Below are 25,594 nucleotides of genomic sequence, written 5' to 3' on the forward strand. Positions count from 1 at the left end.
TGGGCAGGATGCCCGAGCAGCAGGTCGACACCGCGGTCGACCCGAGCATGATCACCTCGATCATCAGGTCGTCACCGCTGGCGTAACGCCGGGGCGTGACCATTGCGCGGTGGGGCGGCCGTTGAGACGCCACGGGTGCCCGGTGACCCGCGGCCAGCCTTCCGGCGAGTTCTCCCAGTTCTCCTGCCGGCCGTACACGGTGAGGTCCAGCGCGTGGTAGGTGGTCATCAACGCCTCCACGCCCCGCCCGGTGGTCCAGTAGGTCTCGTAGACGTTGTCGCCGTCGCGCAGGTAGCAGGCGATGAACCCGAAGTCACGACCGTCGGCCAGAGCCGGGTCGGAGTCTCTCGCCGAATACCAGGGGAACGGGTAGCCCATGAACTCCGCGAACGGGGCACTTTCGTCGTAGGGGCCCTGACAGAACACGGCGTAGGTGACGTCCCGAGCGTGCAGGTAGTCCAGCGTCTGCATGTGACAGGTCGAGAAGGTGCACCCCTCACACTGGTGCTCGTACGGCTTGTCGTCGTGCCACATGTGGAAGTAGGCGATGAGCATCCGGCGGCCCTCGAAGACCTCCACCAGCGGGGTGTCCCCGCCGGGACCCTGGACCGTCACCGTCGGCATCAAGGTCATCGGCAGCTGACGGCGAGCGGCTGCGATCGCGTCCCCTTCGCGGGTATGGGCCTTCTCCCGGACCAGCAGTTCGTCGCGCTCGCGCAGCCAGGTCTCCCGGTCGACGACCGGGAGCGCGGCGGCGCTGAAGGCGGGGGTTGCCGTCATGGCGTTCTCCTTAGTAGGTGAGGATCGGTTACAGGTACAGACGACCGAGTCGGCGATCGTCATCGGCGACCGATGACGGATGGGGTCTGCGGTCGTCAGTACAGTGGTGAGGATCATTCAGCCCCGGGGAAATCAGATGTCCGACTCGACCGACGAGCAGGCGGTCTGGCTGCAGCGCGCCTTCGACGAGCACCGGCGCGAGCTACACGTGCACTGCTACCGCCTCGCCGGGAACGTCACCGACGCGGACGACCTGGTGCAGGAGACATTCCTGCGTGCCTGGCGGGCTCGCGACCGCTTCGAGGGTCGGGCGTCGGCGCGCACCTGGTTCTACCGGATCGCCACGAACGTCTTCCTCGACAGCCGCAAGGCGGCCGGTCACCGGACGGTACCGTCCGGGGATCCGCTGGAGTGGTCCACCGAGCTCGGTCCCTATCCGGACGCCCTGCTGGCCGACGATCCGCAGACCGGTCTCGCCGCCCGGGAGACCGTCGAGCTGGCCCTGATAGCCGCGCTCATGTACCTGCCGCCACGGCAGCGGGCGGCCTTCGTACTGCGCGACGTCCACGGCTGGACGCCGCCGGAGATCGCCGCCGCGCTCGACACCGCCGTGGCGGCCGTCAACAGCCTCCTCCAGCGGGCCCGCCACACCCTCCGCGGGCGCGCTCCGTCGGACCCACAGGACTGGCGCCGCCCGCAGCTCACCAGCGAGGACGAAGAGATCCTGCGCCGCTACGCCAACGCGAAGGACCCGGAGACGATCCGGTCACTGCTCGCCGAGGACGTACGGATTACGATGCCGCCCGAGCCGCCGGTCGTCGGGATCGACGCGGCCGCCGAGTTCCTCGGCCGACCGCTCGACTGGCGTACGTTCCCCACCTCGGCCAACGGGCGCCCGGCGCTGATCAACTATCTCCGCCGGCCCGGCAGCCCGCACTACGAGGCGCTGGTCGTCGACGTACTCCGGATCGAGAACGGGAAGATCGTAGAGAGCAACGCCTTCATCGGTGCCCGTCACGTCGCCGCCTTCAGCATGCCCGCCACACTCGAGCCCTAGGTGTTCTGTCCAGAGAGGTTGGGGACGCGGCTGGCGGGTGGGCCGCCCTCATGATGTGCCACCGTCCACATCGGCTTCAGCGACGGCCCGACTGCTATCGTCCAGCACCGGAATGACGATCATGGTGGATGTGGGGAGTTGACGGGGATGCGTGGGAAGCCGAGCACGCGGTTGGCGGGTGCCCTGGTCATGGTGCCGACGACAGTGGCCCTCGTTCTGGTCGGCACCGCCTCGGCGGCGTCGGCGGCCGTGGGCACGCCGAGCGGTGCGCCGCCGGCGGCCAACGGTGTCGACGTGTGGTGCGTGTCGACGACCGGCGCCAAGGCGTGCTTCGCCGCGTACGGGGACCGGGTCTGGGTGAAGGACACCAAGGCGAATGGCGCGCCCGCCGCCGGCACGATCCAGGGACCGGACTGGAGCCGGCAGTGCATCAACAGCAGCGGCGCGGACGCCGGCTGGGTCATGTGCAACTTCGACGTGCCGGAGTACGACGAGGGCCTGCTGTGGGCCGTCAACAACCCGTTCATCGGCAACGAGAGCAGCACGGAGATCTACACCAGCGGCCCGATCTGACGCCGGCGTTCGCGTAACGAGCCCCGGTCCGTCAGACCAGCGGCGCCTGCGCGGATCGGCCGCCGTCGCCGGCCGCGCGGACGCCCTCGGGAGCGGTGATCGGGGCGGTGATGATCCGGCTCGGCAGCACCGGCGCGTCCCGACCCGTGCCCCGGAGCGCGCCGCCGGTGGTCGACTGTTCGTGGTAGTCCTGCTCCACGTTGACCGACCAGATGTCGTGGGCGCTGCCGGTGACGATGTTCTCCACGGTCAACATCGCGGTGAGCATCGAGTGGTCCTGGTTGTTGTAGCGGTGCATGCCGTTGCGTCCCACCGGGTGCACGTTCGGCACGGCCTCGGCCAGCCACGCCCGGATCACGTCCACGTTGTGCTGGTAGCGCTCGTCGTACACCGGATAGGCCTTCGGCATGCGCACGACGTAGCCGGCCTCGACCACCCCCGGGCGGACCAGGCCCAACCGCTGCAGCTCCGCGGTCGCGAGGGCCACCAGGTCGGCATCGGCGGTACGCCACATCTCGTCGTCCTCGAAGACGAAGTACTCCAGGCCCAGGCAGGTGCGCCCGTCCTTGACGAGGTACGGCGACCAGGAGCCGAAGTTCTGGATCCGGCCCACCCGCACCGCGGGATCGTGCACGTAGATCCAGTTGTCGGGGAACGAGAACTCGGCCGGCACCACCAGGGCGACGGTCAGGAAGTCGCGGTAGCGCAGGTCGGCGGCGCAGGCCAGCACGTGCGGGGGCGCCGGCGGGCGCAGCGCCGCGACCAACTCCGAGATCGGCATCGACGAGATCACGTCGTCGGCCGGCTCGGTACGCTGCCCGCCCGCGCCGTTGAGCGTCACGCTGATCGCCCGGCGCCGCTTCGGGTCGCGGTGCACGGCGGTCACCCAGGTACCGGTCGACACCTCCCCGCCGCGCTGGCGTACCTGGTCGGCGCAGCGTTCCCACATCATCCCCGGCCCGTACTTCGGGTACTGGAACTCCTCGATCAGGCTGGTCACGTCGGTGCGGCGGCGTCCGGGCAGCACCGCGTTGCGGATCGCCGTGGCCAGCGACAGGTTCTTGATCCGCTGCGCGGCCCAGTCGGCCCGCAGCCGGTCCGCGGGCATCCCCCAGACCTTCTCGGTGTACGTCTTGAAGAAGATCGAGTACAGCCGCCAGCCGAACCGGGCCGACACCCAGCCCTCGAAGTGCGACTGGTCGCGAGGTGGGCGAACCCGCGCCCGGGCGTACGAGGCGAGGCACCGCACCGCCTCCGGCAGACCCAGGTTGCGCAGCGCGTTCGACGGGCTCAGCGGGTAGTTGAACAGGGCGCCCCGGTAGAAGATCCGACTCATCCGGGGCCGGGTCAGGAAGTCCTCGTCGGGCAGGATCTCGTGCCAGAACGCCTCCACCCGGGGGACCTTGGTGAAGAACCGGTGTCCGCCGATGTCGAAGCGCCACCCGTCGCGTTCCACGGTCCGGCTGATCCCGCCGACCACCTCATCGGCCTCGAAGACCTGGACCGGCCGCCCGTGCCGGAGCAACTCGTACGCCGCCGTGAGCCCCGCCGGCCCCGCGCCGATGACCACCGTGCCGTGTTGCTCGCTCATGCCGCCGAACTCCCTGTTGCTGGTCGAGGCGGCCCGCGTACCCGTTATGACCGGGATGTCACCTCTGGTCCTGGTGGGTTTCTCCTCCGGCGAGGTCCGCCGGGGCGTACAACGGGGAGGGCGGCAGGCGGTTCGGCGGACCGGGGGAGCGGGGCGGATGCACCGGTGGCGGGGCGGCCGGCGGCGCGCGACGGCGCTGGTCCGGGCGGGCGCGCGACTGGTCCGCCGGGTGCCGCCTCCCTGGCCGTACCTGATCGGGCTCTTTCTCGGCGCGAAGCTGCTGCTGACCCTGCTCGGCCTCCTGGTCCTGCACGCCTGGGACGGCATCCCCGGGGCGCCACCGCCGGACGAGGCGCTGATGTGGGCGCAGCAGCGGGAGATCTCCGGGCACCGGTGGATCTCCTCCTGGTTCGCCTGGGACGCGCTGCTCTACCTGCGGCTGAGCGAGCTGCCGCTGACCGGGCGACCGTGGGGGGACTTCGGCTTTCCACTGCTCTACCCCTTCCTCGCCCGGCCGGTCGGCGCGCTGCTGGGCGGCGACAACGCGCTGGCCCTGCTGTTGATCAGCAATGTCGCGTTCCTGGGCGTCCTCGGGTACGGCTACCGGCTGGCCGAGCTGCTGTTCGCCGACGCCGACGCGGCTCGTCGATTCACCCGCTACCTGGTGCTCCTGCCGACGGCGTTCCTGTTCCAGGCCGCGCTGACCGAGTCGCTGTTCGTCTGCCTCGCGCTGGCCGCCTTCTACTACGCCGAGCGTCGCCGGTGGCTGGTGGTCGGCGTGGTCGGCTACTTCCTGGCGATGAGCCGGTCTCTCGGACTGCTCGTCGTCCTGCCGTTGGCGCTCGTGCTGCTGCGCCAGCACGACTGGCGGCTCGGTCCGCGTGCCCTGCTCGGATACCTGCGGACCGGCTGGCCGTTACTGCTGCTGCCCGCCGGATGGTTCACCTTCATGGCGTTCTGCAAATGGCGGGGCGGGGACTGGTTCGCCTACCAGCACGCCCAGAAGGCCGGCTGGGGGATCGAGACGCAGAACCCGCTTCCGGTGGTCCTGGGCGGGCTCACCGGCGAGCCGCGCGACGCCGCCCGGGTCCTGTTCGCCCTGGTCGTGTTGGCCGTCCTGGCCGCCGGGTTCCGCCGTCGGGAGCTGCCCTACCTGGTCTACGGCGTGCTGATGGTGGTGGTGCCGCTGTCGCTGGGCCCCGCCGTCTACAAGAGCCTGCTGCGCTACCTGCTCGCCGCGTTCCCGGTGGCCCTCGTGCTGGCCCGCTGGGCCCGCCGGGCGAGCGTCGACGGGTGGCTGACGGCGGCGCTCGCCCTCGTGCAGGGCGCGCTGTTCGTGCTCTGGCTCACCTACTGGACCCACATGATCATCTGATTGGACGGACGTCGGTCGGGGCAGGATGAGGCGATGACCGAGCCACGGGTACGCCTCGACGACCTGGGCGCCTGGCTGATCAAGGGCAACGCGGACACCGTCGACCTCGCCACCCGCTTCGCCCGCGAACCCCTGGTGACGAGCTGGTGCGTACGCCCCGGCTACCGCGCCCGGCTGATGCGGACCGGGCAGCCCGTGGTGTTCTGGGCCAGTGGCAGCCGCGCCCGCCTGCCGTACGGGGTGTGGGGCGTCGGCCGGGTCACCGGGCCGGCCGAGCCGGGGCCACCGGGGCGACCCTGGTCGGTGCCCGTGGAGCTACCCATCCTCGCCGAGCCGGACCGGGTGCCCCGAGGCGTGTTGCGCGCCGACGACCGGCTCGCCGCTCTGGAGGTGCTCCGACAGCCGCAGGCGGCCAACCCCTCGTACCTGACGGTGGCCCAGTTCGCCGCCCTGCGGACGCACCTGCCGGTCTAGCACCGGCGACCCTGTGCGAGCCTGGTACCCGTCGTCGCCAACTTCGGGGGAGGCCCGGTGTTCGCCCTGGCGCTGAACGAGGATGTCGAGCTGCGCGCGTTGGACCCCTGGCGGGCCGAGGAGTTCCTCGCCCATCTCGACCGGGCGCGGGATCACATAAGTCCCTGGGTGGCGCCGTCCTTCGTCGCCACCGACCTGCCGTCGGCCCGGGCCGTGTTGCAGCGCTACGCCGACCGCTGGGCGGCCGACGCCGGCGGCATCTGGGGCCTGTGGTGGCGCGGCACGCTGGTCGGCGGGGTGATGTTCGTGTCGTTCGACGTCACGGTGGGCCTGTGCGAGGTCGGCTGCTGGGTGGAGCCGGCGGCGCAGGGCCAGGGCTTCGTCGCCCCCGCGATTCGGCGGATCGTCGACTGGGCGGTGCGGGAGCGCGGCATCCACCGCGTCGAGTGGCGGACGAACGCCGCAAACGTCCGCAGCATCGCCCTGGCCCGCCGGCTGGGCCTGCGCCACGACGGCACCCTGCGTCAGGTCTACCCGGGCCTGGACGGTCGCATCGACCTGGAGATCTGGTCGGTGCTGGCCGACGAGTGGCGGGCCGCGTCCGCGCCACCACCCACCGTCCACTGACGACGACGGATTTCTGTCGTACCCGGGCGGCAGCATGCATTCATGGCCATCCCCGCGCTCACCCCGCATCCCGACCCGCCGCGCTCCGTGCCGCTGCGCGAGGCGCGCACCCGGTTCAGCCAGCTCGTCGCGTTGGCCGAGCTGACCGACGCGGTCACCGTCGTCACCCGCGACGGCGATCCCCGCCCGGTCGCCGCGATCGTTCCCGCCGCCGCGGCCCGCAGCGCCGCCCAGGCCCGCGCCGACGCCGACCGGCTCGCCGCGGTCACCGCCGGGTGGGCCCGCCGCCTCGACGAGCAGCACCGTCGCAGCAGCCAACGGCACGCCGCCGAGCTGGGCGCGGTCCGCGCGGCGCTGGCGGAGGTGTGGGCCGAGCTGGACCGCCGGGTCGTCCCGGGCAGCGACCCGACGCTGGCCCGGCTGCGCGCCGCGCACGCCGACCTGCTGGCCGACTGACCTCCGCTTACCGGGTCCGGTGGCGACTCGCGCCCGCTCCGGCCTGGCTCTGCGCACCGTGCGGCGGCGGCTCGCGCCCGGTCCGGCGGTGGCTCGCGCCCGGTCCGGCGTCGGGGCTGGGCGCCGTGCGGCGGTGGACGCACACGGTCCGGCCTCGCCCTGCGCACCGAGGCCGGCAGAGCGGGCACGGTCCGTTCGTCGTGCGGCGGGGTCAGCTCGTCGCCGGGTAGGCGTGGGTCTCGGTCGCCTTGACCGCCACCCAGATCCGTTGGCCCGGGATCAGCCGGAGCTGGGCCGCCGCGGCCGGCGTGACGTCGGCGGCCACGCCGACCGGTCCGTCCACCTGCACCCGCACGTTGTCGCCGTGGCGCTGGACGCCGCTCACCGTGCCCGCCCACGTGTTGCGGGGGCTGCCGTCAGGTCGCGACGGGTGCAGGGCCACCGCCGCCGGGCGGAACGCCACGAACGCGTCGCCGTCGAGCCGGTCGGCCACGCTCAGGGTCAACTCCGGCGCGACACGTACGCCGTGGCCCTCGGCCCGACCCCGGTAGAGATTCAGCCCGACCAGCCGTGCCACGTAGTCGGTGCGCGGGCGGGCCGTGACGCTCGGGCCGTCGCCCTCCTGGACGACGCGCCCGCCCTCGACGATGACCAGGCGGTCGGCCAGCGCCAACGCGTCCAGCGGATCGTGGGTGACCAGCACCGTCGCACCCGGGTGCGCGGCCAGGTGGCGGTGCAGTTGCGCGCGGGTCTCCAGGCGGGTACGGGCGTCCAGGGCGGCCAGCGGCTCGTCGAGCAGCAGCAGCGACGGTCCGACGGCCAGCGCGCGGGCCAGCGCCACCCGCTGCGCCTGCCCGCCAGAGAGCTGGCGGGGCTTGCGGTGCGCCTGGTCGGCGAGGCCCACCCGGTCGAGCCAGCTCCGCGCGGTGGCCCGTGCCGCCCGCCGGTCGACGCCGTGCCGGCGCGGCCCGAACGCCACGTTGTCCAACGCGTCGAGGTGCGGAAACAGCAGGTAGTCCTGGAAGACCACGCCGATCGGCCGGCGCTCGGTGGGCACCCAGCCCCGGCTCGCCGGCCGGTCCAGGTCGACACCGTCGAGGGTGACGTGCCCGGCGGTGAGCGGGTGCAGCCCGGCCAGGGCGCGCAGCGCGGTGGTCTTGCCGGCCCCGTTGGGCCCGAGCAGCGCGACGACCTCACCCGGTGCGACCCGCAGCGGTACGTCCAACCGGAAGGCGCCCCGGTCGACGACCAGCCGGGCATCCAACAACGGCGCGGTCACGGGCTGGTCGTTGGGCGGTGGCGGGGTCACGGGCCTTTCGTTGGGCGGCGGCGCGGTCACGGGCTTCTGGTTGGGCGGTGGCGTGGTCACGGGGCCGCCATCCAGCGGTCGCGCAGCGCGGCCAGGATGCCCACCGAGACGATCAGCAGCACCAGGCTGAGCACGATGGCCGACTCCAGGTCGGTCTCCAGCGCCAGGTAGACGGCCAACGGCATGGTCTGCGTACGCCCGGGATAGTTGCCGGCGAAGGTGATGGTGGCGCCGAACTCGCCGAGCGCCCGCGCCCAGCACAGCACCGCGCCGGCGGCGATCCCGGGTGCTACCAGCGGCAACGTGACGTGCGTGAAGGTCGTCCACCGGCTGGCCCCCAGCGTCGCGGCGGCCTCCTCGTAGCGGTGGTCGGCCGCGCGGAGCGCGCCCTCGACGGCGATGACGAGGAACGGCATGGCGACGAACGCCTCGGCCAGCACCACGCCGGCGGTCGTGAACGGCAGGGTGACGCCGAACGTGGCGTCGAGCCAGCCGCCGAGCAGCCCGCGTCGGCCGAAGACCAGCAGCAGCGCCACGCCGCCGACCACCGGCGGCAGCACCAGCGGCACGGTGACCAGGGCGCGGGCCAGCCGGCGGCCGGGGAAGTCGACCCGGGCCAGCAACCACGCCAGGGGCACCCCGAGCAGCAGGCAGAGCAACGTGGCCAGGGTCGCGGTCTGCACCGACAGGCGCAGCGCCGTCAGCGCCCCCGGCGCGGTGAGCCGCTGCGGCAGCGTCGCCCATGGCGCCCGGACCACCAGCCCGGCCAGCGGCAGGACCAGGAAGAGCAGGCCCAGCCCGGCCGGGATCAGCAACGCCGCCGGCACCCTCGAACGACGTCGCGAGGTGGTGGGCTCGCGGACCAGGCTCACGACGCCGCCTGGAACCCCGCCTCGGCGAGGACCGCCTGTGCCGGCGTCGAGCGGACGTACGCGACGAAGGCGCGCGCGCCCGCCCGATTGGGCGCGTTCTTCAGCGCGACGATCGGATAGTCGTTGATCGCCCGAGCGGACTCGGGGAACTCGACACCCGTCACGTCGGCGCTCGCGGCACGGGCGTCCGTGCGGTAGACGAGGGCCGCGTCGACCTCGCCGAGCTTGACCTTGGCCAGCGCACCCTTGACGTCCTGTTCGAGGGTGACCGGCGTCAGCGCGACGCCGGCCGCGGTCAGGGCGGTACGCGCCGCCGCGCCGCAGGGCACCTGCTCGGCGCAGAGCGCGACCTTCACGCCCGGACGGGCCAGGTCGGCGAGACCGGTCACGCCCTTCGGGTTGCCGCTGGGCACCGCGACCACCAGTTGGTTGCGGGCGAAGACGAACGGCGTGCCGTCGGCGTCACCGGCCTGCGTCACGGTCGCCATGTTCTTCGGCGCGGCCGAGGCGAAGACGTCCGCCGGAGCGCCCTGGGTGATCTGGTTGGCCAGGGCCGAGCTGCCGGCGAGGTTGAGGGTGACGGTGACGCCCGGGTTGGCGGCCTCGAAGTCCTTCGCGATGCGGGTGAACGACTCGGTCAGCGAGGCGGCGGCGAACACGGTCACCGTGCCGCTGACCCGACCGTCCCGGGTGTCACCCCCGGTCGCCGGGTCGCCGGCGCGGTCGCAGCCGGCCGTCGCCAGCACGGCCACCGCCAGCGCCAGCGCCACGAATCTGGCCCGAGGCCTCATCCGTTCCCCCTCGCTCCGACCGGGGCGGTGGGCGCGGCCCGCTCCACCACCACGGTGGTCGACTTGATCACGGCGACGGCGACCGAGCCGACCCGCAGGTCGAGCTCGTCGACCGCCTCCCGGCTCATCAGCGACACCACCCGGAACGGGCCAGCCTGGATGTCGACCTGGGCCATCACCGTGTCCTTGCGGACGTCGACGACGATGCCGCGCAGCCGGTTGCGCGCCGAGGAGAACTCGGCGCCCGCGTCCGGGTCGGCGGCCTGCGCCCGGGCGAACGCCGCGAGGTCGACGCCGTCGATGATCCGGTGGCCGTGCTCGTCACGCCCGGCGGGCAGCCGCCCGGCGTCCACCCAGCGGCGGATCGTGTCGGCGCTGACGCCGAGCAGGTCGGCCGCCGCGCCGATCCGGAAGGTCGTCACCGGAAAACCATAGCCGCCGCATCTGCGAGGAAGAAGAGCCAAACAGGGCCGATTCTGCGTACGCGTGCGCGGTTTTCGATCGCAGTTGCGATAGGGCTCAGCTGGCCCGGGTGTCGTACGTCGCGCGGTTGGCGAACACGTCGTCCATGTGGGTCTCGGCCCAGGCCTTCAGGCCCCGCACCACCTCGTGCAGGGAGAGGCCCAGGTCGGTGAGCTCGTAGGTGACCGTGACGGGCACGGTCGGCTCCACGGTGCGCGTGATCAGACCGTCCCGCTCCAGCGAGCGCAGTGTCTGCGTGAGCATCTTCTGGCTGACACCGGCGAGCTGGCGCGACAGTTCCGAGTAGCGCATCGGCCGGGGTTCGCCGGCACAGTCGGCACCGGACTGCGGCGAGCCTGCGCCGCGGAGCGCGGCCAGCACCAACGTGACCCACTTGTCCGCGATCCGGTCGAGCAGCTTGCGGCTCGGGCACTGCGCCAGGAACGCGTCGTACTCCGACTTGGCCTGCGCCCTCTTCTGGGCCGCCGTCGCCGTCGCCATCGCCCTGCTCCTTCCTGAGGGTGAGTTACGCACTTCGAGGTGCCTACTTTCCATCAGGAAGTTACCCCCTGATAGTTGGTTCCGGTAACAGTGCGGCACCGGCGCCCCGCGCGGTGCGATGCGAAAGTCAGAGGTAGCGAAGATGGCTTCCCACTCTCTCCCCGGCGGCACCTTCCGGCTGGGCGACCTGGACGTCACCCGGTTCGGCTACGGCGCGATGCAGCTCGCCGGCCCCTGGGTCATGGGACCGCCGGCCGACCGGGACGGCGCGCTCGCCGTGCTTCGCGAGGCCGTCGAACTGGGCGTCACCCACATCGACACCGCCGAGGCGTACGGGCCGCACGTCACCAACGAGCTGATCCGGGAGGCGCTGCACCCGTACCCCGAGTCGCTGCACATCGTGACCAAGGTCGGCGCGATCCGCGACGAACAGGGCGGATGGCCCACTGCCCGCGACCCGCAGAGCCTGCGCCGGGCTGTCCACGAGAACCTCCAGACGCTCGGCCTCGAACTGCTCGACCTGGTGAACCTGCGGCTCGGCAACGCCGAGGGCCCCGAACCCGGGCCGGTGGCGGAGGCGCTCGACGCGCTCGTGGACCTTCAGCGGCAGGGCCTGATCCGGCACCTCGGGGTGAGCAACGCGACGCCGGAGCAGGTCGCCGAGGCGCAGTCGATCGCGCCGATCGTGTGCGTGCAGAACATGTACAACCTCGCGCACCGCCAGGACGACAAGATGATCGACGCGCTCGCCGACCAGGGCGTCGCCTACGTGCCGTTCTTTCCGTTGGGCGGCTTCAGCCCGTTGCAGTCCGCCGTCCTCTCGGCCGTCGCCACGCGGCTGAAGGCGACACCGATGTCCGTCGCCCTCGCCTGGCTGCTGCGGCGGTCGCCGAACATCCTGCTGATCCCCGGCACGTCGTCCGTGGCACACCTGCGCGAGAACATCACGGGCGCGGCCCTCGTCCTGTCCGACGACGACCTCGTCGAGCTGGACACGATCGGACGCTGACCGTGCCGCGACGCCCCCACCGCACGGTCGGACCAATTCAGGAGTTGGGGCGGGGATGGCCCTTGAGGTGTCTGCCCAGATCCCGGGCGATCTCGCGGTTGGCGTCGCGCTCGGCGAGGGACTGCCGCTTGTCGTACGTGCGCTTGCCCTTGGCCAGGGCCAGTTCGACCTTGGCCCACCCGTTGTCGAAGTACATCGACAGCGGCACCAGCGTCACCCCGCCCTCGCGGACCTTTTCCAGGATCTTGCCGATCTCGGAGCGGTGCAGCAGCAGCTTGCGGTTACGGCGGGGCGCGTGGTTGGTCCAGGTGCCGTAGCGGTACTCGGCGATGTGCAGCCCGTACAGCATGATCTCGCCGTCGCGCTCGTGCGCGAACGCGTCCACGAGCGATGCCCGCCCCTCGCGCAGCGACTTCACCTCGGTGCCGACCAGCACGATGCCCGCCTCGTACGTGCGCAGCACGGTGTACTCGTGTCGCGCCTTCTTGTTCGAGGCGATGAGTCGGCGTTCGGGCTTGCGGGACGGGCTCACCCGGCGACGATATCCGGCCGCCGCCTCAGTCTCCCGTCCGGCGCTCGGCACGCAGCCGCGCGGTCAGGTCCCGTACCGCCTGCCCGAACTCCTCCTGCGACTCGCACGGCAGGTGAGCGAGGATGGGTGGCGGCACGCTGTCGCTGGGCGGGGGCACGAGCCCCTGCGGGTCGGTCAACCGGCGGTCCACCGCCGCCTCCGGCCCGGTCGACGGCCCGGTGTCCCCGCACCGGTGCGGGGCGAAGATCCACCCACCGATCGGGTCGGTGTCGCGCCACAGGTTGACCCAGCGCCAGCCGATGCGCCCGCCGATGTCCCGGAGCGACCCCGGGTTGACGTAGGCGGGGAACAGCCGCGAGTACAGCCGACTCAGCGGTGACCCGTAGGTCAGCAGGGCGACCCGGTCGGTGACCCGCCCTGGCAGTTGCAGCAGCGTGGCCGTGAGCAGCACCGATCCGTGACTGTGCCCCGCCAGCAGGACGCCCTCGCCCTGGTCCACGAGGTAGGTGATCCGCTTGGCCAACTCGGGCACCGCCCGCTCCGCGTAACAGGGTGGCGCGAAGGGATGTGCTCCCCGGGGCCAGAAGGTGCCCAGGTCCCACAGGACGCCCACGTACCGGCGGAACCCGGCCGTCCGGTAGGCGAAGAACCCACCGATCACGAGCCCGATCAGGATCGCGGCGATCGCGTAGTTGCCCGCCCCGATGAAAAAGTTGACGAAGCTGTCGGGCACACCGAGGTACGCCTGGAACAGGTCGCCGGGATAGAGCTGCAACAGGCCGAGCAGGCTGGTGGCCAGCCCAATCGCGGCGAATGCGGCGTAGACCACGGCGAGGGGTTCCACGCGTTCGGTGAACCGGGCCCGGGCGACCGCCTGCTCGACCCGTCGCAGCCGCGTCGCCGCCTCCGGCGGCGCGTCCGGGTAGTCGGCGGCCACGATCGCCCGCGCGGCCCGCCACCGGCTGGCACGGGTCGCGACGGTGACCAGCACGCCCACCAGCACCGCCGCGGCCACCGCCAGGAAAAACCCGAAGATCGCCCATTTGTACGCCAGCGGCGGGCCGAACGCGAACCGGCTGACGTGCCGCCCGTCGCGGTCCAACACGTCCGCCACGCGGTAGACCAACTCGGCGGAGAACGCGACCGCGAGTCCGGCGGCGACCGTGACGAAGACCGGCGCGCCCAGCGCGCGCAGCCGCGGGAGCCGTTGTCCGTCGGCACGCCGTCCGCCGCCGCGCGCCCAGAGCGCCGTCGCCGCGAGGATGACCAGCAGGAAGGTCTGGCTGACGAACAACCAGGCCACGGTGGCGCTGTACCCGGGCAGCATCTCGCTGTGCGGCCAGGGCTCGCCACTGGCCAGGGTGTACGCGATCACCAGGATCGTCAGGCCACAGGCGATCGTACGGAGCCCGCGCGTGACGCTCTCCAGCCCGGGCACGAAGCTGGTTCGGTCCATGCCGCTCACCTGGGTCAGCAGGACCAGGCAGGCGAGCAGCACGACGCCCGTAGCCACCGCCAGCGCCACCCGCACCCACGAGGAGTTCTCGCTGTCCCAGGCGGCCAGCAGGCTGCCGTCCAGCGTGGCGAACGCGGCCGCGACGTGCACGGAGCGCAGCCGTCCCACCACCGGCGTGCCGTCCCACTGGCCGACCGCGCTCAACTGCGACACGGACGTCTCCTGGACCGCCCCGGTGCGGAAGGCGTCGAACGAGTGGCTCGGCCGAGCGGACAGCCGCCACACGATCCCGATGGCGGCGACCGGCACCAGGGCCAGCACGCCCAGGCGTACGCCGGGCGAACGCCCGCCGAGCCAGGACAGCCAGTTGCGTCCGTCCAGGCAGCTCGGCGTGCCCATGCACCGCCAGGCGACGAGGTCCACCGCCACCCCGACGATGGTGAGCACGTAGAGCATCGTGAGGGTGAGTGCGAGCACCCGACCCAACGCGACGAGGGCGTGCTTCGCCGAATCGTTGGCGGGGCGCATCCAGAGCGCCACGTTGCAGAGCATGAACGGCAACAGGAACACCAGCGACAGCGTCCGTACGGCCGTGCCGGAGGGCAGGTCGTTCCAGCGGTACGCCTCCAGCGTCACCCCGTCCGTGCCGGTCGAGTCCGGGTAGCCCGGACGGGGGCGGTAGAACCCGCCGCTGCGGTCGCCGGCCACCTGGTGCACGAACGGCCGGTTGAGCACCCGGTCAGCGCCCGCCCCCGAGACGCCGTGCACCCGCAGCTCCACGATCCGACCCGTCTCCGGTCCGGTCGGCGACGCGTCCGCCATGGGCCCCCCGAGGTGTGTGACAGCCGGCGGGACGCGGCGCCGGCCGCCCGCGGCGGTGCCGCTTACCCGCCCCGCGCCGGATCACGCCTCGCGGCGCTGCCCACCGGTGGTGCGGAGCGGCCCGGCGAGGTGGTTCTATTGGCGCCATGGCAAACCCGGTGATCCTGACCGTCGACGACGATCCCGCGGTGTCCCGGGCGGTGGCCCGGGACATCCGGCGCCGCTACGGCGACCGCTACCGGGTGCTGCGCGCCGCCTCCGGACCGGAGGCGTTGGACGCGCTGCGGGAGGTCAAGTTACGCGGCGAGCAGGTGGCGCTGCTGCTGGCCGACCACCGGATGCCGGAGATGACCGGCGTCGAGTTCCTCGAGGCCGCCATGGACATCTTCCCGGCGGCCCGCCGGGTGCTGCTCACCGCGTACGCGGACACCGACGCCGCGATCGAGGCGATCAACGTGGTGGACCTGGACCACTACCTGCTCAAGCCGTGGCACCCGCCGGAGGAGAAGCTGTACCCGGTCGTCGACGGGCTCCTGGAGGCCTGGTCGGTGACCCCGGACGCCACGAGCGCCGAGATCCGCGTGGTCGGGCACCGCTGGTCGGCGCCGTCGTTCAAGATCCGTGACTTCCTGGCCCGCAACCTCGTGCCGTACCGCTGGTTGCTCTCGGACGACCCGGAGGGCGCCCGACTGCTCGACGCGGCCGGGGCCACCGAGGCGGACGTACCCCTGGTGGTGACCGCCGAGGGCAAGGCGCTGGTGGCCCCCAGCGAGGCCGAGCTGGCCGCGTTGGCCGGGCTGACCGTGGTGCCCGCGTCCGACTTCTACGACCTCGTGGTGATCGGCGGCGGCCCGGCGGGCCTGGGCTCGGCCGTGTACGGCGCGTCCGAGGGGCTGCGGACCGTGCTCGTCGAGCGGCGGGCGACCGGCGGGCAGGCCGGGCAGAGCAGCCGGATCGAGAACTACCTGGGCTTCCCGGACGGCGTCTCCGGCGCGCAGTTGACCGACCGGGCCCGCCGGCAGGCGGTGAAGTTCGGCGCGGAGCTGCTCAGTGCCCGCGAGGTGGTCGGCCTGAGCGAGGCCGGCGGCGCGCGGCTGCTGCGCTTCGGCGACGGCAGCGAGATCGCCGCGCACACGGTGGTGTTGGCGACCGGCGTGTCGTACCGGGTGCTCGACGCTCCCGGGCTGGCCGACTTCACCGGTCGGGGGGTGTTCTACGGCGCGGCCGCCACCGAGGCGCCGAGCTGCGTCGACCAGGACGTCTACATCGTGGGCGGGGCCAACTCGGCCGGCCAGGCGGCGGTGCACTTCTCCCGGTACGCCGCGCGCGTCCACCTGCTGATCCGCGGCGCGGACCTGACGGCCTCGATGTCGAGCTACCTCATCGACCAGTTGGCGCGCATCGACCGGATCACCGTGCACCCGCACACCGCCGTGGTCGGCGCGGCCGGCGACGACCACCTGGAACGGCTCACCCTCTGCGACACCCGCACCGGGGAGAGTCGCACGGTCGACACCTCCTGGTTGTTCATCTTCATCGGCGCCGAACCCCGCACCGACTGGCTGGACGGCGTGCTCGTGCGGGACGGTCGGGGCTTCATCGTCACCGGCCCGGATCTGCTGGCCGGTGGGCGACGCCCGGCCGGCTGGTCGTTGTCCCGCGACCCGTACCACCTGGAGACCAGCCTGCCGGGGGTCTTCGCCGCCGGTGACGTCCGCGCCGAGTCGGTCAAGCGGGTCGCCTCGGCAGTCGGCGAGGGCGCGATGGCCGTGTCGCTCGTGCACCGCTACCTGGAGGCCCAATGACCAGCCAGTCCGATCGGCTGACCCCGGCACAGCTACGTGAGCTGTTCCTGTTCGAGGCCCTCGACGACGCGCAGCTCGACTGGCTGAGCGAGCACGGCCGCGTGGAGCAGCGCGCCGGCGGCACCCTCGTGTACGGCGAGGGCGAGGCCGCCACCTGCTTCTTCGTGCTGCTGCGCGGTGCGGTGGCGCTGAGCCGGCAGGTCCGTGGCGACGACGTCGAGGTCAGCCGCACCGACCAGCGCGGCGTGTACGGCGGGGCCACCCAGGCGTACCTGGGCGACCAGGTCGAGCAGACGTACCGCAACAGCCTGCGCGCGCTCGTCGACGCCGACTTCTTCGTGCTGCCGGCGGAGGACTTCGCGCACGCCCTGCGGTCCTGGTTCCCGATGCCGATGCACCTGTTGGAGGGGCTGTTCTTCGGCATGAGGGACAGCCAGACCATCGTGGGCGAGCGGGAGCGGCTGCTGGCGCTCGGCTCGCTCTCGGCGGGGCTGACCCACGAGCTGAACAATCCGGCCGCCGCGGCGGTGCGGGCCACGTCGGTGTTGCGGGACCGGGTCGCGGGGATGCGGCACAAGCTCGCGATGATCGCCGACGGGCGGCTCGACGGGCGGGCGCTGCACGGGCTGGTCGCGTTGCAGGAGGAGGCGGTGGCCCGGGTGGCGACCGCGCCGAAGCTGACCCCGGTCGCCACCGCCGACGCCGAGGACATCCTCACCGACTGGCTGGAGGACCACGGTGTGGGTGGCGCGTGGGACCTGGCGCCGATCCTGGTCGCCGGGGGCCTGGACGCGGCGTGGCTCGCCCAGGTGAAGGCGGCCGTCGGGCCGGCGGACCTGGAGGCCGCGGTGCGGTGGCTGTCGTACACGGTCGACACCGAACTGTTGATGCGCGAGATCGGCGACGCGGTGACCCGGATCTCGGGTCTGGTGGGCGCGGCCAAGCAGTACTCCCAGCTCGATCGCGCGCCGCACCGGGTCGTGGACGTGCACGATCTGCTGGACGCGACGCTCGTCATGTTCAAGGGCAAGATTCCGGCGGAGGTCAAACTCGTCCGCGAGTACGACCGGAGCCTGCCGCCGATCCCGGCGTACGCGGCGGAGCTGAACCAGGTGTGGACCAACCTCGTCGACAACGCGCTGGGCGCGATGGGGGAGAAGGGCGTGCTGACCGTCCGCACCGGACGGGTCGGCGACCTGTTGGCGGTGGAGATCACCGACACCGGTCCCGGTATCCCGCCGGAGGTGCGCCCGCGCATCTTCGAGCCGTTCTTCACCACGAAGCCGGTCGGGGCGGGCACCGGACTGGGACTGGACATCTCGTACCGGATCGTGGTCAACAAGCACCACGGCGACATCCGGGTGGAGACCGAGCCGGGGCACACCACCTTCCGGGTCCTGCTGCCGATCACCGAGGACGTGGCCGCGTTGCCCTGACACGCCGACTACCTAGAGACATCGAGCGGTTGCGGGCAGTAGTCTCGGGCGGCGTCCGTGCTTCCCGCCCCCCGAGGAGCTTCCGTGGACTCGATGGCCCGCCCGCGTACCGCGACCCACGATGACCAGCCGATCGATCCCCCCGACGACAGCTCCGTGCTGCCGGAGCTGGAGGACGCCGTCTGGATGCACCACGCGCACACCTTCGCGCACACCAGCTTCTGGGCGGTGGCCCGCCGGCTGCCGAGGCTGGTCCGTGAGGCGGTAGCCCTGGCCTGGGCCACCAACCGCACGGACACGGTCGCCTCCATCGGCCTGAACGTCGCCGCCGGGGTGATGACCACCTTCGGCCTGCTCGCCACGACCGGCGTACTGCGGGAACTCTTCGCCGCCGGGCCCACCCCGGACCGGGTGCGCGCCGCCCTGCCGGCGCTGATCGTGGCCGCGACGGCGATCTCGGCGCGCGGCGGCCTGACGATCGCCGCCGGTTGGGCCCAGGCCCGGCTCACCCCACAGATCAACTACCAGGTGGAGCTGCGGCTGTTCGAGGCCACCACGGCGGTGGACCTGGCCGCGTTCGACGACGCCGGGTTCGCCGAGGAGATGGACCGCGTCCGCGACCGGGGAATGGGCGAGGCGGCGTGGATCGTCGACCACACCGTCAACCTGGTCACCGGCGTCGTCGGGATGCTCGCCACCGCCGTCGCGGTGACCGTCATCCAGCCGCTGCTGCTGCCGTGCCTGCTGCTCGCTGCGGTGCCCCAGGCGATCACGGCCGTGCGGATGGCCCGCCGGGAGTACCTGGCGATGCTCGCCCGGATCACCCGACGGCGGCGGATGTGGATGCTCGCCCACCTGATGGCCAACCGGCACACCGCCGCCGAGGTGCGCGCCTATCAGATGCGCGAGTTCCTGCTCGCCGAGTACCGGGGTGTGATGGCCGTCGAGACCCGCGCCCAACTGCGGCTGGTCCGCTCGCAGACCGGCACCCGTGTCGCCGGCGCCACCGTGGCGGGCCTGGCCACCTTCGGCGTGTACGCGGTGCTCGGTGGCCTGCTGCTCGCCGGCATGGTCGCCCTCGCCGCCGCGGCCACCGCCCTGCTCGCCCTCCAGTCCGCCCGGACCAGCCTGGGCGTCGCGGTCGTCGCCACCAACTCGCTGTACGAGGACGCCCTCTACTACCAGGACTACCGGGACTTCCTCACCCGGGCGCAGGGCCGGGTGCCCGTCGGCGGCAGCCGGACGGCCGACGGCGTCGAGGCGATCGACCTGCACGAGGTGAGCCTGCGTTACCCCGACACCGACGCCCCTGCGGTCGACCGGGTCAGTCTGACGATCCGGCGCGGCGAGGTGATCGCGCTGGTCGGTGAGAACGGCTCCGGCAAGACCACCCTCGCCAAGCTGATCGCCGGTCTCTACCAGCCGACCGGCGGGACGATCCGCTGGGACGGCGTCGACGCCGCCGAGCTGGATCCGCGCGCGCTCGGCGCACAGGTCGCGGTGATGACGCAGGAGTACTGGAAGTTCCCGTTCACGGCCGGTCAGAACATCAGGGTGGGCCGGCACGACCGTACGCCCGAGCGGCCCGGCCCCACCGTGCGGGAGGCGGCCGACGCGGCCGCCGCCCACGACATGATCGAGGGCCTGCCGCACGGCTACGACACCCTGCTCGACCGGGAGTTCAAGAACGGCCACGAGCTGTCCGGCGGACAGTGGCAGCGGCTGGTCGCCGCGCGTGGCCTCTACCGGGACGCCGCCCTGCTGATCTGCGACGAGCCGTCGGCGGCTCTGGACGCCCGCGCCGAACACGCCCTGTTCCAGCACCTGCGTCGCCGGCCCGACCGGGCGGTCGTCCTGATCACCCACCGGCTGGCCAACGTCCGGCACGCCGACCGGATCTTCGTCATGGATCAGGGCCGTCTCGTACAGCAGGGCAACCACGACGAGCTGATGGCGGCCGGGGGCCTCTACCGCGAGCTGTTCGAGCTACAGGCCAGCGGCTACCGCGCCCACACCAGCGAAGCCCACCGCCCCTGACCCCCGCCCGCCGCCCGCCGCCCCTGCCCCGCCCGTCGCCCCCGCGATCTTGCACTTTCGGTTGTTGAATTCGGTGGGGATGCGCCCTATGTCGCCGCATAAAGTGCAAGATCGCCGGCCGGCCGGCCGGCGGGGTGGGTGGGTGGGTGGGTGGGCTGGGCTGGGCTGGCGGTTCTGTGGGAGCCGCGGCGCGGCGGGGGTCGGGGTGAGCCTCGGCTCGGGCTTGATCCACTCGGGTTCAAGGAACCCGGGGCGTCTCGCCGCTGAGTACGGCCCGACATCACCGAACCCGAGTGGATCATCGCGGCGGGGGCCGGGCCCGGGGGTCGTGGTCAGGCCTGGTTGGTGAGGACGTCGGCCAGGACGCGGGTGTGGGTGGAGAACGCCAACTGGACCGGGTCGGTGAGGACCAACCACTCGGTCGCCTCCTCGGTGGGCCGCGACGGCGGCAGATCCTCGGCGTCCCGCTCCGGCAGCATCCCGAAGATCATCATGGTGCCGCCCTGTGGTGCGCCCCGTACGGCGAGGAGCCGGGCGTCGGCGGCGTCCGCGACCAGCCCGGTCTCCTCCCACAGTTCACGCACCAGCGCGTCGGACCACTCCTCGCCGTACTCGATGAAACCGCCGGGCAGCGCGAGCAGCCCGCGGGCCGGCTCGATGGCCCGGCGGACGACCACCACGCCGAGGCCCTCGGCCGTGCGGACCGGGAGCACCGCCACCGCGACGGGCAAAGGGTTGCGCCAGACGGTCTCGCCGCAGGCCGCGCAGACCCGCGGCCAGCCGGCCGCCGCGGGGTAGGCGGCGCCGCAGTAGGAGCAGTGCGAGTACGGCGTACCGGTCATGCCGCAGCACGTTACCCGCCGGCCGCGCTCATTCGATTGGCGTGCCGGTGTAGAAGGCGGTGGTGCGTTCGGCGGCGGCCTTGGCCTCGTCGGGGTCGGTGCCGGCGGCGATGCTTGCCTCGCCCCACAGGTGGCTGCTCAGCTCCATGGCCCGTCGACCCTGGGCGGAGGCGACCCACTCGGCGCTGTCCTCGGGTCGCACGCCGACGCCGCCGGAGAGGTACGTGGCGAGGCCGAGCAGGCCCAGGTCCCAGCCGACGCCGACGGCCCCCGGTCCGAACTGGGCCCACCGGTCCTGGTCGACGTGCGCGATGTGGTCCAGGTCCAGGCGGGCCTGATCGTCGCCCACCGGCGTGACCCGCACCTCGATCCAGCTCACCTCGCCGCCCATCTCCCAGGTGGCGGTGAAGCGGTGCGGGGGCTCGCAGGTCTCGACGGTGCCGTGCGCGTTGCCCTCGAGCTGGTACGTGCCGTGCAGCCGCAGGTCGCCGCTGATCGGCAGGAACCAGCGGGGGATGCGCTCGGCGTTGGTGCAGGCGTCCCACAGGTCCTCGGCCGTCGCCTGGTAGGTCTGGCTGATCGTGGTCACCCGGGCCTCGCCGGCGGCCAGCGTGCGGCTGCCGACCTGTCGCTGGACGGCGTTGATCTGCTCGGTGGCGTCGAACATCAGGTGTTCCTCTCGTCGGGTGGGTCGGCGGGCCCGCGTAGGCGCCGCTCGCGTCGGCCCCGGGCCAGCTCGGTGGCGAGCGCCGCCAGGGGTGGCGCCCAGAAGCGGCGGAAGTGCTCCAGCCAGCCGTCCACCTCGCGCAACGGGCGCGGGTCGACCGCGTAGAGCCGCCGGGCGCCGTCCGGACGCACGGTGGCGAAGCCGTTGTCCCGCAACACCTTGAGGTGCTGGGACACGGCGGGCTGGGAGATGCCGAACTCGTCGCGGATGACCGCGTTCACCGCGCCGGCGCTCTGCTCGCCGTCGGCGAGCAGTTCCAGGATGCGGCGCCGGACCGGATCGCCCAGCACGTCGAAGGCGTGCACGGCGACAGTTGTATCACTCCTGACTTATTTAAGCCAGCTCTGATACTCCGACGAGCTTGTCGAGTTGGATCGGCAGGTCACGAATGCGCACCCCGGTGGCGTGGTACACCGCGTTGGCGACCGCCGCCGCCGCGCCCACGATGCCGATCTCCCCGATGCCCTTCACCCCGGCGAGGTTCAGCTCGTCGTCGTGCTCGTCCACCCAGTACGCCTCGATCGACTCCACGTCCGGGCAGGCCGTGATGTGGTAGGTGGCCAGGTCGTGGTTGACCCAGTCGCCGTACCGCTCATCGAGTAGGCCCCCCTCGTGCAGCGCCATCGACAGGCCCATCGTCATGCCCCCGATGAGTTGGCTGCGCGCCGTCGTCGGGTTGACGATCCGGCCGGCCGCGAACACGCCGAGCATCCGGTTGAGCCGGATCTCGCCGGTGGTGGTGTCCACCCGGACCTCGACGAACTGCGCCCCGTACGCGTACCGGGGGAGTGCGGCCTGCTCGCCGATCTCGTCGGTGGTGTCCGCCTCGGCGGTCACCTCGGCGTCCGGCGGTCTGCCGTCGGGCACCTTGGCGCGCAGCGCCGCACACGCCCGGATCACCGCCCAGCTCCAACTGGAGGTGCCCATCGAGCCACCGGCCAACGGGGCCGTGGGCAGGTCGCTGTCACCGATCCTGATCTCGATCCGTTCGGGCGGCACCCCCAGGGCGTCGGCGGCGACCAGCCAGAGCGCCGTACGCGCCCCGGTGCCGATGTCGGTGGCGTTGATCTGGACCAGGAAGCCGCCGTCCGGACGGGCGGTGACCCGCGCCGAGGACGGGCGCGACCGTGTCGGGTAGGCCGAGCCGGCCACGCCGGAGCCGACCAGGAAGCGTCCCTCGCGCCGGGACCGGGGCGTCGGATTCCGGTCGGCCCAGCCGAACCGCCGCGCACCCTCGCGTAGGCAGGCCACCAGATTCCGACTGGTGAACGGTTTCCCCTGGTCGGGGTCGACCTCGGGGTCGTTGCGGATGCGCAGCTCCACCGGGTCGATGCCGACGGCCACGGCCAGCTCGTCCATCGCCGACTCCAGCGCGTACGCGCCGGGGCACTCGCCCGGCGCCCGCATCCAGAACGGGGTGGGCACGTCGAGGCGGGTCAGTCGATGCGTCGTACGGCGGTGCGGCGCGGCGTACATGCTGCGGGTGTAGACGGCGGTCTGCTCGGCGAACTCGCGGATCATCGAGGTCTGGCTGATCGCGTCGTGGCTGATCGCGGTGAGTCGCCCATCCGTGTCGGCGGCGAGGCGGACCCGCTGGATGGTGGGCGTGCGGTAGCCGATCGGCCCGAAGATCTGCTGGCGGGTCAGCGCCAGTTTCACCGGCCGGTCCACGTGTCGGGCGGCCAGGACGGTCAACACCACGGCGGCCTTGGCGTACCCCTTGCTGCCGAAGCCCCCGCCGACGTGCTCGGCGATCACCCGGACCGACTCGCTGGGCAGGCCGAACAGCTCGCTGAGGGTGGCCCGCACCGATGACGCGCCCTGGTTGGAGTCGTGCACGAGCAGCCGCCCGCCGGTCCACTGCGCCGTGGTGGCGTGCGGCTCCATCGGGTTGTTGTGGTAGGCCGGGGTCCGGTAGGTAGCGTCCACCCGGACCGGCGCGGCCGCGTACCCCGCGTCGAAGTCCCCCTCGGCCGTGTCGGTCGGGTAGTGGGGATTGACCTCGTCCGGCTTGTACAGACCGGGGTGGTCGTCGGTGAGCACGGTGCTGTGCGGGCCCGTGTCGTACTCGACGCGCACCAGCCGGGCGCCCTCGCGGGCCGCCTCCAGGCTCAAGGCCACCACCACCGCGACGTACTGCCCCCGGTAGTGCACGGCCGGGTCCTGAAGCAGCCACAGGTCCGGCTCCACCATGGTCGCCAGCCGCGGCGCGTTGCCGTGATGCACGACGGCCAGCACGCCGGGCGAGGCCAGCGCCTCGGTGGTGTCGATCCGGGTGATCCGACCGCGCACCACCGTCGCGGGCACCACCCAGCCGTAGGCTACGCCGTCGACCGGGTACTCCACCGCGTACCGCGCCGCGCCGGTGACCTTCTCCCGGCCCTCCAGCCGGGGGTGCGCCTGACCGATCGCCCCGGTGCTCACGACGCCGCCAGTTCGCTGAGCACCCGTACGGTGATGGACCGGGTCAGCGGCAGCTTGAAGCCGTTGTCGCTCAGCGGGCGGGCCTCGGCCAGCTCCGCGTCGGCGGCCCGCGCCGCCAGTTCCGGGCTGAACGGCTGGCCGCGCAGCTCCTGCTCGGCCCGGTACGCGCGCCACGGCCGGTGGGCCAACGCCCCGTAGGCCAGCCGCACGTCGCGGACGACGCCGCCGTCGAGGTCCAGCACCGCGGCCACCGAGCCGGCCGCGAAGGCGAACGACGCCCGGTCTCGTGCCTTGAGGTACGTCGAGTGGCGCGCGGCCGGCAGCGCCGGCAGCCGTACGGCCGTGATCAGCGCGCCCCGGGCCAGGGTGGTCTCCCGTTCCGGATGGGCGCCGGGCGAGCGGTGCAGGTCGACCATGGGGACGTCCCGGACACCGTCGGTGTCGTGCACCTCCACCACGGCGTCCAGCGCGGCGAGGGCGACGGCCAGGTCCGACGGGTGGGTGGCCACGCACTGCTCGGACCAGTCCAGCACCGCGAGGTCGCGGTTCTCGCCGTGCAGGGCGGCGCATCCGCTGCCCGGCTCGCGCTTGTTGCACGCCTTGCCGGTGTCCTGGAAGTACGGGCAACGGGTGCGCTGCAACAGGTTGCCGCCCGTGGTGGCCATGTTGCGCAGTTGCCCGGAGGCGGCGGCGAGCAGGGCGCGGGTCAGCACCGGGTAGTCGCGGCGGACCGCCGGGTGCGCGGCCAGGTCGCTGTTGCGCACCGTCGCGCCGATCCGCAGTCCGCCGTCGGGCAGTTCCTCGACGGTGTCCAGGGGCAGCCGGTTCACGTCCACCAGCACGTCGGGGCGCTGTACCCCGAGTTTCATGAGGTCCACCAGGTTGGTGCCGCCGGCGAGGTACGCCGCCTGCGGCTCGGCGGCCAGCACGGCGACGGCGTCGGCCACGTCGGTGGGCCGGTGGTAGCGGAACGGCCTCATCGCGCCGCCGCCGTCTCGCGGACGGCCGTCACGATGTGCGGGTACGCGGCGCAGCGGCACAGGTTGCCGGCCATCCGCTCGCGGATCTCGGCGTCGGTGAGGTCGGGCGCGGCGGCGAGGTCCTCGGTGACCGCGCTGGGCCAGCCCCGTTCGACCTCGTCGAGCATCCCGCGCGCCGAGCAGAGCTGCCCGGGGGTGCAGTAGCCGCACTGGAAGGCGTCGTGCGCGATGAAGGCCGCCTGCAACGGCGACAGTTCCTCCCCGTCGGCCAACCCCTCCACGGTGACCACCGAGCGGCCGTCCAGGGTGACCGCGAGCAGCAGGCAACTCTTCACCCGGCGACCGTCGAGCAGCACCGTGCAGGAGCCGCACTGGCCGTGGTCGCAGCCCTTCTTGGCCCCGGTGAGGCCGAGATGCTCGCGCAGCGTGTCGAGCAGGGTGGTGCGATTGTCCAGCGTCACCTCGCGTGGGGCGCCGTTGACGTCGAACCCCACCCGGGACGCGTGCTGCGCGTCGACGACCGTCTGTCTCTCTGCTGCTGCGGACACCGCCCCAGATTAGCCATCCCGGGTACAAATGCGGGCGAATAACGCGAAGAGCGCTTCGCCGTGGGGCGTCCGCCCCGCGAACGGCGACGGCCGCCCGGGTACGCGCCG

General features: G+C 72.6%; 25 protein-coding genes. 10 read left to right on the forward strand and 15 right to left on the reverse strand.

All coding sequences use genetic code 11. The annotated features are described in order from the left end of the window. Positions 1–63: 63 nt before the first annotated feature. The gene (locus ACIBTX_RS23225; RefSeq protein WP_396833000.1) at positions 64–780 is read right to left on the reverse strand and encodes a DUF899 family protein; all 717 of its coding nucleotides are present in this window, start codon (positions 778–780) and stop codon (positions 64–66) included. A gap of 136 nt (positions 781–916) precedes the next feature. Between ACIBTX_RS23225 and ACIBTX_RS23230 the strand changes: the two genes are divergently transcribed. Together ACIBTX_RS23230 and ACIBTX_RS23235 are read left to right on the forward strand one after the other, a co-directional pair. Continuing rightward, the gene (locus ACIBTX_RS23230) at positions 917–1,837 is read left to right on the forward strand and encodes an RNA polymerase subunit sigma-70 (RefSeq protein ID WP_357118019.1); all 921 of its coding nucleotides are present in this window, start codon (positions 917–919) and stop codon (positions 1,835–1,837) included. A gap of 147 nt (positions 1,838–1,984) precedes the next feature. Next, the gene (locus ACIBTX_RS23235; RefSeq protein WP_396833001.1) at positions 1,985–2,410 is read left to right on the forward strand and encodes a hypothetical protein; all 426 of its coding nucleotides are present in this window, start codon (positions 1,985–1,987) and stop codon (positions 2,408–2,410) included. Between the two features lie 31 nt (positions 2,411–2,441). On the opposite strand, the gene ACIBTX_RS23240 is transcribed toward ACIBTX_RS23235, so the two are convergent. Continuing rightward, positions 2,442–4,001, reverse strand: a complete 1,560-nt coding sequence (locus tag ACIBTX_RS23240; protein ID WP_363660318.1) for an NAD(P)/FAD-dependent oxidoreductase — start codon at positions 3,999–4,001, stop codon at positions 2,442–2,444. On the opposite strand from ACIBTX_RS23240, the gene ACIBTX_RS23245 reads away from it, so the two are divergent. The 4 genes from ACIBTX_RS23245 to ACIBTX_RS23260 are packed head-to-tail and all read left to right on the forward strand — an operon-like array spanning position 4,000 to position 6,933. Continuing rightward, a complete protein-coding gene (locus ACIBTX_RS23245) occupies positions 4,000–5,376 on the forward strand; it encodes a hypothetical protein (RefSeq protein ID WP_396833002.1) in 1,377 nt (458 codons plus the stop codon). The two genes, ACIBTX_RS23240 and ACIBTX_RS23245, sit on opposite strands and share 2 nt — an antisense overlap. A 33-nt stretch (positions 5,377–5,409) precedes the next feature. After that, positions 5,410–5,850, forward strand: coding sequence for a hypothetical protein (locus ACIBTX_RS23250; RefSeq protein ID WP_357169745.1), 441 nt, complete (start codon positions 5,410–5,412; stop codon positions 5,848–5,850). A gap of 57 nt (positions 5,851–5,907) precedes the next feature. Beyond that, entirely contained in the window at positions 5,908–6,477 is a 570-nt protein-coding gene (locus ACIBTX_RS23255; protein ID WP_396833003.1) for a GNAT family N-acetyltransferase, read from the forward strand. A 42-nt stretch (positions 6,478–6,519) separates the two neighbouring features. Then, positions 6,520–6,933, forward strand: coding sequence for a type II toxin-antitoxin system prevent-host-death family antitoxin (locus ACIBTX_RS23260; protein WP_357169751.1), 414 nt, complete (start codon positions 6,520–6,522; stop codon positions 6,931–6,933). A gap of 211 nt (positions 6,934–7,144) precedes the next feature. On the opposite strand, the gene ACIBTX_RS23265 is transcribed toward ACIBTX_RS23260, so the two are convergent. From ACIBTX_RS23265 to ACIBTX_RS23285, 5 genes are all read right to left on the reverse strand, one after another. Next, positions 7,145–8,212, reverse strand: coding sequence for an ABC transporter ATP-binding protein (locus ACIBTX_RS23265; protein WP_396833032.1), 1,068 nt, complete (start codon positions 8,210–8,212; stop codon positions 7,145–7,147). A gap of 86 nt (positions 8,213–8,298) precedes the next feature. Beyond that, a complete protein-coding gene (gene modB, locus ACIBTX_RS23270; RefSeq protein WP_357118041.1) occupies positions 8,299–9,114 on the reverse strand; it encodes a molybdate ABC transporter permease subunit in 816 nt (271 codons plus the stop codon). Then, positions 9,111–9,905 (reverse strand): molybdate ABC transporter substrate-binding protein, encoded by a 795-nt coding sequence (gene modA, locus ACIBTX_RS23275; RefSeq protein WP_363660315.1) that lies wholly within the window; start codon positions 9,903–9,905, stop codon positions 9,111–9,113. Before modA ends, modB begins: the two co-directional genes overlap by 4 nt. Further along, positions 9,902–10,327: a molybdopterin-binding protein gene (locus ACIBTX_RS23280; protein ID WP_396833004.1), complete on the reverse strand. Its 426-nt coding sequence runs from the start codon at positions 10,325–10,327 to the stop codon at positions 9,902–9,904. Before ACIBTX_RS23280 ends, modA begins: the two co-directional genes overlap by 4 nt. Before the next feature lie 97 nt (positions 10,328–10,424). Then, entirely contained in the window at positions 10,425–10,868 is a 444-nt protein-coding gene (locus ACIBTX_RS23285) for a helix-turn-helix domain-containing protein (protein WP_357118050.1), read from the reverse strand. Positions 10,869–11,010: 142 nt separating this feature from the next. Between ACIBTX_RS23285 and ACIBTX_RS23290 the strand changes: the two genes are divergently transcribed. Beyond that, on the forward strand, positions 11,011–11,877 hold the full coding sequence (locus ACIBTX_RS23290; protein ID WP_357118053.1) for an aldo/keto reductase family oxidoreductase: 867 nt from the start codon (positions 11,011–11,013) through the stop codon (positions 11,875–11,877). A 37-nt stretch (positions 11,878–11,914) separates the two neighbouring features. Here ACIBTX_RS23290 and smpB read toward each other — a convergent pair whose 3' ends face one another. Next, positions 11,915–12,409, reverse strand: coding sequence for an SsrA-binding protein SmpB (gene smpB / locus ACIBTX_RS23295; protein ID WP_396833005.1), 495 nt, complete (start codon positions 12,407–12,409; stop codon positions 11,915–11,917). A 25-nt stretch (positions 12,410–12,434) separates the two neighbouring features. Beyond that, positions 12,435–14,687 carry a hypothetical protein gene (locus ACIBTX_RS23300; RefSeq protein WP_396833006.1) on the reverse strand — a complete coding sequence of 751 codons (2,253 nt, stop codon included), beginning with the start codon at positions 14,685–14,687 and terminating at the stop codon, positions 12,435–12,437. A 146-nt stretch (positions 14,688–14,833) separates the two neighbouring features. Here ACIBTX_RS23300 and ACIBTX_RS23305 point away from each other — a divergent pair, with 146 nt between their 5' ends. The 3 genes from ACIBTX_RS23305 (at position 14,834) to ACIBTX_RS23315 (ending at position 19,965) form a co-directional block, all read left to right on the forward strand. Further along, positions 14,834–16,492 (forward strand): FAD-dependent oxidoreductase, encoded by a 1,659-nt coding sequence (locus tag ACIBTX_RS23305; protein ID WP_357118062.1) that lies wholly within the window; start codon positions 14,834–14,836, stop codon positions 16,490–16,492. Then, complete coding sequence (locus ACIBTX_RS23310) at positions 16,489–17,928, forward strand: ATP-binding protein (protein ID WP_357118065.1); 1,440 nt, start codon at positions 16,489–16,491, stop codon at positions 17,926–17,928. The genes ACIBTX_RS23305 and ACIBTX_RS23310 overlap by 4 nt, the downstream gene beginning before the upstream one ends. A 93-nt stretch (positions 17,929–18,021) precedes the next feature. Next, positions 18,022–19,965 (forward strand): ABC transporter ATP-binding protein, encoded by a 1,944-nt coding sequence (locus ACIBTX_RS23315; RefSeq protein ID WP_363660345.1) that lies wholly within the window; start codon positions 18,022–18,024, stop codon positions 19,963–19,965. Between the two features lie 332 nt (positions 19,966–20,297). Here ACIBTX_RS23315 and ACIBTX_RS23320 read toward each other — a convergent pair whose 3' ends face one another. Genes ACIBTX_RS23320 through ACIBTX_RS23345 form a run of 6 tightly spaced genes read right to left on the reverse strand, consistent with a single transcriptional unit; the run spans position 20,298 to position 25,432 of the window. Further along, a complete protein-coding gene (locus ACIBTX_RS23320) occupies positions 20,298–20,807 on the reverse strand; it encodes an NUDIX domain-containing protein (protein WP_357118068.1) in 510 nt (169 codons plus the stop codon). A 28-nt stretch (positions 20,808–20,835) separates the two neighbouring features. Further along, on the reverse strand, positions 20,836–21,474 hold the full coding sequence (locus ACIBTX_RS23325; RefSeq protein WP_357118071.1) for an SRPBCC family protein: 639 nt from the start codon (positions 21,472–21,474) through the stop codon (positions 20,836–20,838). Continuing rightward, positions 21,474–21,839 carry a metalloregulator ArsR/SmtB family transcription factor gene (locus ACIBTX_RS23330; protein ID WP_357118074.1) on the reverse strand — a complete coding sequence of 122 codons (366 nt, stop codon included), beginning with the start codon at positions 21,837–21,839 and terminating at the stop codon, positions 21,474–21,476. The genes ACIBTX_RS23325 and ACIBTX_RS23330 overlap by 1 nt, the downstream gene beginning before the upstream one ends. 28 nt (positions 21,840–21,867) lie before the next feature. Beyond that, on the reverse strand, positions 21,868–23,958 hold the full coding sequence (locus ACIBTX_RS23335; RefSeq protein WP_396833007.1) for a xanthine dehydrogenase family protein molybdopterin-binding subunit: 2,091 nt from the start codon (positions 23,956–23,958) through the stop codon (positions 21,868–21,870). After that, the gene (locus ACIBTX_RS23340) at positions 23,955–24,938 is read right to left on the reverse strand and encodes a xanthine dehydrogenase family protein subunit M (protein ID WP_357118080.1); all 984 of its coding nucleotides are present in this window, start codon (positions 24,936–24,938) and stop codon (positions 23,955–23,957) included. Before ACIBTX_RS23340 ends, ACIBTX_RS23335 begins: the two co-directional genes overlap by 4 nt. Then, positions 24,935–25,432 (reverse strand): 2Fe-2S iron-sulfur cluster-binding protein, encoded by a 498-nt coding sequence (locus ACIBTX_RS23345; protein WP_357119408.1) that lies wholly within the window; start codon positions 25,430–25,432, stop codon positions 24,935–24,937. Before ACIBTX_RS23345 ends, ACIBTX_RS23340 begins: the two co-directional genes overlap by 4 nt. Positions 25,433–25,594 lie beyond the last annotated feature (162 nt).

Source organism: Micromonospora sp. NPDC049359, assembly GCF_044466585.1.
Classification (GTDB): domain Bacteria; phylum Actinomycetota; class Actinomycetes; order Mycobacteriales; family Micromonosporaceae; genus Micromonospora.